A 7,071-nucleotide genomic window follows, 5' to 3' on the forward strand; every position below is an offset into this window, starting at 1 on the left:
ATCAATGTCAGGACGCAGGCTGCGCGCCCTGACATTGATATGCCGAATGCTCGGCGGTCGGTTTACGCCGTTTGCCGATATTTTTGCTATCACGGTGGCGAATTTTCACCTTTTTCTTTTCCGCCTCTTTTTTCGCCGCTTTCTTTTGCTTTAAACGGGCTTTTTCTTTTTTGCTCACGCTCGCTGTTTCGGCATCTTTCGGGGCTTTGGTGCGGGGTTCTAACCCTTCAATGAGACGGGCTTTGAGTGCTTCTTCCGTATAGCGTTTGATTTTGCCGAGCAGTTTATAATCGTGGGCCTCCACCAGCGAAACGGCTGAGCCTTTTTTGCCGGCACGGGCGGTACGCCCGATGCGGTGGAGGTAAGTATCGGCACTGTAAGGCAGATCAAAGTTGATAACGAAATCGACATCATCAATATCAATTCCACGGGCGGCAACATCGGTGGCAACCAAGAGATTAACCACCCCGTTTTTAAGGCGTGCAATCGCTTGATTACGCTGGGTTTGCGCCATTTCCCCTTCCAAATAAGTCGCACGAATTGACCGCTTGCGTAAGGTTTCGCTTAATTCCCGCACGCTTTCACGGCGGCGTACGAACACAATCCCTCGTTCAATGCCGAACTCGCTGACAAGGCGGGCCAAAAGTTTGGTTTTATGCTCAAGATTATCTGCGTGGTAGTACCATTGCTGGATTTTTTTACGTTCACGGCGGCTCGGCTCGGCATCAATTTGCACCGGATTGTGCAAAATCCGCTCGGCGAAATCGACCAACAATTCACCTTCAAGGGTAGCGGAAAACAGCCAGGTATATTTTCGCCAACGGGTTTCAGCGGCAATGGTTTCCGCATCTTGCCCAAAGCCCATTTGCAGCATTCTATCCGCCTCGTCAAAAATCAGCACTTCGACCGAGCGGCAGTCAAAATTTTCCTCTTTGATATACTGTAACAAGCGCCCGGGCGTGGCGACCACAAGATCCTGATTGGTATTAAACACTTCACCGTGATTTTGGTAAGCTACACCGCCGGTGATGGTGGCAATATTGAGAGAAGTAAATTGTGCCAAGCTCTCTGCCTGCTCGGCGACTTGCATTGCTAATTCACGGGTTGGGGTAAGCACCAACACCCGTGGCGGACCGGGTTTACGGCAGGGGTGATCGAGCAAATGTTGAATTGCCGGCAGTAAAAATGCCGCCGTTTTGCCCGTGCCGGTCGGGGCAGAGCCCAACACATCACGCCCTTCCATTGCCGCCGGAATCACATTTTGCTGAATAGCAGTCGGACGTTTATAGCCTGCTTTCTGCACGGCTTTCAGTAATTCGGGGCTTAAATCAAGTTGTTCAAAAGTCAAAATGGTCATAGCGTTCTCATTTAATATCAGATTCTAAGGCTTGCTTAATCTGAAGCCTATTGATCGGCAAAATGCCAATATGAAATTCAAAGGGGCGTAATGCTTGGTTGATGATCTCGATGCTGTAATTGCCTTTATCATTTTCCAGATCGGACAAGGTTTTACGCGATATTTTGACAATTTTTGCATAATCTTCCTGCTTAACCGCCAGTAAATTTAAACGTAACGATTTTAATGCCTGACCAAGCGTTATTTGGTTCAAAAGCAGTTTTTTCATAATGTCGTTACGCATTTGTACACGTTGCTCAATATCAAGCATTTTTTTTGTTTTTGATGCTCTGGTCTGCTTGTCTTGCATCGTCATAGTAGTTTCCAACGAGATAATTTATCGGGCAAATAATCAAAACCAATGGCAGGAAAGTTTAAAATGCTCTCCGGCGTGCCTCTTTCCAATAAGCGGGCTTTTAAGCCGATAAGTTGTTCGGCAGTTTGGCGTAGTTCGTCCAGTAATCGATCAGACGGGCATAAGTCGGCAAGCCTTTGTGCGATCAAATCAAAGCGATATTCTCCGCCTAATTCAAGTGGCGGCGATGTTTTACTACTCCAGGTGATTGAGCGGGGAATCCCTTCGGGATCGGCTTTCATTGGGGCAAAATCGAAAATCGGTGCGAGAGATATTTGCCGAGCATTGCGTAAAAAAGCGCTGTTTCTGCCGTGATTGTCGCTATTGCCAAATGCAATATTCAATAAATCCCGCTTTAGCCATTCAATCACAAAAGTTTGAGTATCAAAGGGAGTGATGCTGGCTAGATTAGATTGTTTTATTTTATCATTGATTTGTCGGATAACCGTTTCGTGATCCAACATTGAACCCGCACCTTTTTCTAACAGTGAATAAACCGACTCCATTGCATAACGTTCAGTATTGCCTTGCGGATCAACCTGCACATCAAAGCGGGGCAACCACAAAGACGGATAACGTTCCCCTTCTTCCAAGCGCATTTTATGCGTATCTATGGTGTGAAATCCCATTGCAGCTAATTCATTATAATAATGAAATTCTGCCCTTAAAATATCACAATCAATCGGGCTGCGTTTACCACGTGGAAATTTCACCAAATAGTAATCATCATTTGAATTGCCGTGTTGTAAATTATCTATCCAAATTTTGCCGTGTTGGGTTTGGCGTAATAATAACTTCGGTGCTTCACCGCCTGCACCTGTTGCACCGCCAGCCATTGCACCACGTTGATTTGCATATTCTAAAAAATCAGTATGGCGGTTTTGCACGTCCTCCTTTTCAAATAATCGGACTGTTTCATTTTTAGGGAAAGATTCAACCGCTTGTTTAATGCGTAAATTGCCGATAGGCGCAATAGCTCCTTGTTTTAATAGAAGATAATTCTGTTGAGATAAGGGCAAATGGTTAATATCAAGCATTTTTAGCCAATAACGGCGGCTTGCTCCGGCAGGGATAATATCGTCTAAAAAATAAAACCAATCCCGTTTAGGCCCAAATGGAAACAACGAGATAGGGTAATTGAGCGATACCGCCTTGTGATTATCGCCTAAAACCTCTTCTAAATCATATAAATAGGTCAATGTCTTAACCGAATAATCAACATTAAAATCAAGTGTGGCAATGGTTTTCCAACTGCCGTCAATATAGGCTTGAAATGTTAATGATTCAGGCATAGCCTATCCTTATTGTGAGAAATATGACACATTATAACGATAAAAATGTATTAGTGATAGTTATAAGTAACACAATATGATTTTTTGTTTTTTAATGGGTAATATATGTTACAAATATAACGCCATTATCACAGCATTTTCCCGTTCTCCGTTTGGGGTCGGGTAGTAATTTTTCCGCAAGCTGACCTCGTTAAAGCCAAGCTGCTGATAAAGTTGCTGGGCGATGAGATTAGATTGGCGCACTTCAAGCCATAGGGTGATGATACCTTGCTGGCGAAGACGTTCAATTAAACTTTGTAACAGCAGCTTGCCGTAGCCCTTGCCTTGATGAGCGGGATCAACCGCAATATTGAATAAGGTTGCTTCGTCCAACACCGTTTGGCAAATGGCAAACGCTACAATCTGATTATCCACGCTGAATTTGAGGTTGAGGTAACGTTCTCCCTGATTATTGCATAATGTGCCTTTTGACCACGACACTAAATGGGCGCGTTGCTCAATCGCAAAGAGCTGCTCGAAATCGGCAGCCGCAATGGGTTCAATCACAGGTTATCCTCAAGGTGTCGGCAGAAAGGTTGCATTTGCTGCCAAAGTTGGCGTTTGGCAGCAGGCGTGTGTAATGCCTGCCAGCTTGAAATGCGCCAAAGGGGCTGATTGGTAAATTTTTTGGTTAATCGCACCGCTTGCGAGTCGGGCTGAATGCACCAAATAATCGGTTCGTGCGTGAATGTCAGCCGCAGGGCTTGTTCCACGTTGAGCCATTGATATTGCGACACATTCAGAGCTAATGTCCGTAATACGTCTTGGAAAAAGCGGCTTTGTTGGTGATCCTCATCGCAAACCACCACCAATTTAACCGCAGCGTTTAAACGAATTTGGGCATCGCCTTTCAGTACTTGAGGCTTGCTCAATACCCATTGGGCAATATTCATTTCGTTTAGCAGTAAATCACGCCGGTTCATTCTTTTTCCTCATAAAACGGTGGGGAATGTTAGCAAAAATCGGTAGAATGGCGAAATGATTTTGTATAAAAACAGGAAATTTATGTTATCACTCGAAAGTGAAGTGCTAGAACGCCATTTAGATCGCTTTAACGGGCAATCCGTTTTACTGTTTGGCAATGTACGGGATCGGTTTGCCGATCGTATCCGCCCGTTAGCCTCACAAGTCGCTATTTTTAGTAGTTATTTTGATTATGCCCGTATATATCAAGATGTAGAATTTGGTTTTGAATGTCGAAATCAAGCGAATTTAGCGGTGTTTTATTGGACGAAGAATAAGCAAGAATGTCAGTTTCAGCTCTATCAATGGCTTGCACAAGCCCCTGCCGGACAGACAATGCTGATTATCGGCGAAAACCGTGCCGGTGTGCGTTCGGCGGAAAAAATCCTTGCGCCTTTTGGCGATATTCACAAAATCGACTCGGCAAGACGCTGCGGCTTATACCAATTTGAATTCCGCACGCGACCTGCCTTTGATTGCAAAACATTCTGGAAATCCTACCACTTGCAGAACGATTTACAGATTTTTGCGCTACCGGCAGTGTTTAGCTCGGCAGAACTGGATAATGGTACAAAATTGCTTTTGTCGAGTTTTGAAGGGCAGAACCTCAGCGGCAAAATCTTGGATCTCGGCTGCGGTGCAGGGGTGATTGGTGCAAGTCTCAAACAGCAATGTCCGACGATTGCGCTGACAATGTCCGATATTCACGCAATGGCGATCGCTTCAAGCGAACGTACATTGGCGGAAAATCAGCTAGCGGGCGATGTCATTGCCAGTGATGTGTTTTCCCATATTGGAGGCAAATTTGATTTAATCGTGTCCAACCCGCCTTTTCACGATGGCGTAGATACCGCCTATCAAGCGGTGGAAACCCTGATTTTGCAGGCGAAAAACCACCTTAACCGTGGCGGCGAGCTTCGCCTTGTTGCTAATGCGTTTTTACCTTATCCGGATTTGCTTGACCGTGCATTCGGCTCACATAAAGTGCTGGCAAAATCGACCAAATTTAAGGTCTATTCGGCACGGGTTTAGGGCGAACTAACGGTTTCTTTCTTGTGAAATGTCGGCGTTTTGCCTACAATATCGCCCTTTATGTGCAAGGTGAATAGAATGTCGCAAATTAAACTAATTGTCGGGCTTGCCAACCCTGGTGCGAAGTATGAAGATACCCGCCATAACGCAGGGGAGTGGTTGGTGAATGAAATTGCCCGCCAGCATAATGTGAGCCTGAAAGACGAGGCGAAATATTTTGGCAAAACGGCGAAAATCAACACGCTACAAGGCGAAGTGCGGCTATTAGTGCCGACCACCTTTATGAATTTAAGCGGCAAAGCGGTAGGGGCGTTGGCAAATTTTTACCGCATTCAACCGGAGGAAATTTTGGTTGCCCACGATGAATTGGATCTGCCGCCCGGCACGGTGAAAATCAAACAAGGCGGCGGACACGGCGGACATAACGGTTTGAAAGACATTATCGCTGCTCTTGGCAATCGCAACAGCTTTTACCGTGTCCGTATCGGTATCGGGCATCCGGGGCATAAAGAGTTGGTGGCTGCCTATGTCTTAGGTAAACCTTCGCCAACGGATAAACCCCTGATCGATGTGGCGATTGATGAAGCGGGACGCTGTATGGCACTGCTGTTTAAAGAGGGAATTGTCAAAGCCACCAACCGATTGAATGCCTTTAAGGCTGCCTAGTTTGCACAAAATGTCCGAAAACTGACCGCTTGCACAAACAAGCGGGCGTAAAAATTCACTGTTTATCAATTTATTATCGGTATCATCATTGCCCGATAACATCATCATAAAGGAAACACTATGGGATTTAAATGTGGAATTGTCGGTTTGCCTAATGTGGGGAAATCGACCTTATTTAATGCGCTGACTAAAGCCGGTATTGAAGCGGCAAACTATCCGTTTTGTACCATTGAGCCGAACACCGGTGTCGTGCCGATGCCTGATCCCCGCCTTGATGCGTTGGCAGAAATTGTCAAGCCGGAGCGGGTATTGCCAACTACAATGGAGTTTGTCGATATTGCGGGGTTAGTTGCCGGCGCAAGTAAAGGCGAGGGGCTGGGCAATAAATTTTTAGCCAATATCCGTGAAACCGATGCGATCGGCCACGTTGTGCGTTGTTTTGAAAACGATGATATTGTGCACGTTGCCGGCAAAATCGACCCGCTTGACGATATTGAAACCATCAACACTGAATTAGCATTAGCGGATTTAGACAGTTGCGAACGGGCCATTCAGCGTTTACAAAAGCGGGCGAAAGGCGGTGATAAAGAGGCAAAATTTGAACTGTCCATTATGGAAAAAATCTTGCCGGTGCTTGAAAATGCGGGAATGATCCGCTCTGTTGCGTTGGATAAGGAAGAACTGCACGCTATTAAGGGCTACAATTTCTTAACCTTAAAGCCGACAATGTATATCGCCAATGTGAACGAAGACGGCTTTGAAAATAACCCTTACCTTGACAAAGTACGTGAATTTGCGGCGAAAGAAGGCTCGGTGGTTGTACCGGTCTGTGCGGCGATTGAAGCGGAAATTGCCGAGCTGGACGATGACGAAAAAACCGAGTTTTTACAGGATCTCGGCATTGAAGAGCCGGGCTTAAACCGTGTGATCCGTGCCGGTTATGCGTTACTTAATTTACAAACTTACTTTACCGCAGGGGTTAAAGAGGTTCGGGCGTGGACGGTTTCAATCGGCGCAACCGCACCGAAAGCGGCGGCGGTGATCCACACCGATTTTGAAAAAGGCTTTATCCGTGCCGAAGTGATTGCCTATAACGATTTCATTCAATTTAAAGGTGAAAACGGCGCAAAAGAGGCGGGTAAATGGCGTTTGGAAGGGAAAGATTACATTGTGCAAGACGGCGATGTAATGCACTTCCGCTTTAATGTTTAATCATCATCTTAATTTCAATCTTATGTAGCAGTTGCACAAAGTTGTTTTTTGTTCACTTGTAGGGACACACTGCGTGTGTCCGGATTTTAACCTATTGAAATAATTTGATTTTTATA

Annotated in this window: 8 protein-coding genes; 3 read left to right on the plus strand and 5 right to left on the minus strand. The window is 45.5% G+C overall.

Annotation, left to right across the window (positions count from 1 at the left end):
• Positions 1-7 precede the first annotated feature (7 nt).
• The 5 genes from srmB to RO21_RS04095 all read right to left on the minus strand — a co-directional run bounded on the left by srmB (position 8) and on the right by RO21_RS04095 (position 4,005).
• Positions 8-1,357, minus strand: a complete 1,350-nt coding sequence (srmB, locus tag RO21_RS04075; protein WP_047976516.1) for an ATP-dependent RNA helicase SrmB — start codon at positions 1,355-1,357, stop codon at positions 8-10.
• Between the two features lie 7 nt (positions 1,358-1,364).
• Positions 1,365-1,712, minus strand: coding sequence for a helix-turn-helix domain-containing protein (locus RO21_RS04080; RefSeq protein WP_228064851.1), 348 nt, complete (start codon positions 1,710-1,712; stop codon positions 1,365-1,367).
• Positions 1,709-3,043 (minus strand): type II toxin-antitoxin system HipA family toxin, encoded by a 1,335-nt coding sequence (locus tag RO21_RS04085; protein ID WP_047976517.1) that lies wholly within the window; start codon positions 3,041-3,043, stop codon positions 1,709-1,711. The genes RO21_RS04080 and RO21_RS04085 overlap by 4 nt, the downstream gene beginning before the upstream one ends.
• A gap of 108 nt (positions 3,044-3,151) precedes the next feature.
• Complete coding sequence (rimI, locus tag RO21_RS04090; protein WP_047976518.1) at positions 3,152-3,589, minus strand: ribosomal protein S18-alanine N-acetyltransferase; 438 nt, start codon at positions 3,587-3,589, stop codon at positions 3,152-3,154.
• Positions 3,586-4,005 (minus strand): DNA polymerase III subunit psi, encoded by a 420-nt coding sequence (locus tag RO21_RS04095; protein WP_047976519.1) that lies wholly within the window; start codon positions 4,003-4,005, stop codon positions 3,586-3,588. The genes rimI and RO21_RS04095 overlap by 4 nt, the downstream gene beginning before the upstream one ends.
• An 82-nt stretch (positions 4,006-4,087) precedes the next feature.
• On the opposite strand from RO21_RS04095, the gene rsmC reads away from it, so the two are divergent.
• From rsmC to ychF, 3 genes are all read left to right on the plus strand, one after another.
• Positions 4,088-5,077 carry a 16S rRNA (guanine(1207)-N(2))-methyltransferase RsmC gene (gene rsmC, locus RO21_RS04100; RefSeq protein WP_047976520.1) on the plus strand — a complete coding sequence of 330 codons (990 nt, stop codon included), beginning with the start codon at positions 4,088-4,090 and terminating at the stop codon, positions 5,075-5,077.
• A gap of 78 nt (positions 5,078-5,155) precedes the next feature.
• Positions 5,156-5,743 (plus strand): aminoacyl-tRNA hydrolase, encoded by a 588-nt coding sequence (pth, locus tag RO21_RS04105; RefSeq protein ID WP_047976521.1) that lies wholly within the window; start codon positions 5,156-5,158, stop codon positions 5,741-5,743.
• A gap of 120 nt (positions 5,744-5,863) precedes the next feature.
• A complete protein-coding gene (gene ychF, locus RO21_RS04110; RefSeq protein ID WP_047976522.1) occupies positions 5,864-6,955 on the plus strand; it encodes a redox-regulated ATPase YchF in 1,092 nt (363 codons plus the stop codon).
• Positions 6,956-7,071: the final 116 nt, after the last annotated feature.

Origin of the sequence: Muribacter muris, from assembly GCF_001038205.1 — a bacterium.
GTDB classification, from domain to species: domain Bacteria; phylum Pseudomonadota; class Gammaproteobacteria; order Enterobacterales; family Pasteurellaceae; genus Muribacter; species Muribacter muris.

Excerpts from the sequence above, each read along its gene's own strand:
- ychF (WP_047976522.1), top strand. The coding sequence starts at position 5,864 with ATGGGATTTAAATGTGGAATTGTCGGTTTGCCTAATGTGGGGAAATCG.
- RO21_RS04080 (WP_228064851.1), bottom strand. The coding sequence starts at position 1,712 with ATGACGATGCAAGACAAGCAGACCAGAGCATCAAAAACAAAAAAAATG.
- rsmC (WP_047976520.1), top strand. The coding sequence starts at position 4,088 with ATGTTATCACTCGAAAGTGAAGTGCTAGAACGCCATTTAGATCGCTTT.
- srmB (WP_047976516.1), bottom strand. The coding sequence starts at position 1,357 with ATGACCATTTTGACTTTTGAACAACTTGATTTAAGCCCCGAATTACTG.
- pth (WP_047976521.1), top strand. The coding sequence starts at position 5,156 with ATGTCGCAAATTAAACTAATTGTCGGGCTTGCCAACCCTGGTGCGAAG.
- RO21_RS04095 (WP_047976519.1), bottom strand. The coding sequence starts at position 4,005 with ATGAACCGGCGTGATTTACTGCTAAACGAAATGAATATTGCCCAATGG.
- RO21_RS04085 (WP_047976517.1), bottom strand. The coding sequence starts at position 3,043 with ATGCCTGAATCATTAACATTTCAAGCCTATATTGACGGCAGTTGGAAA.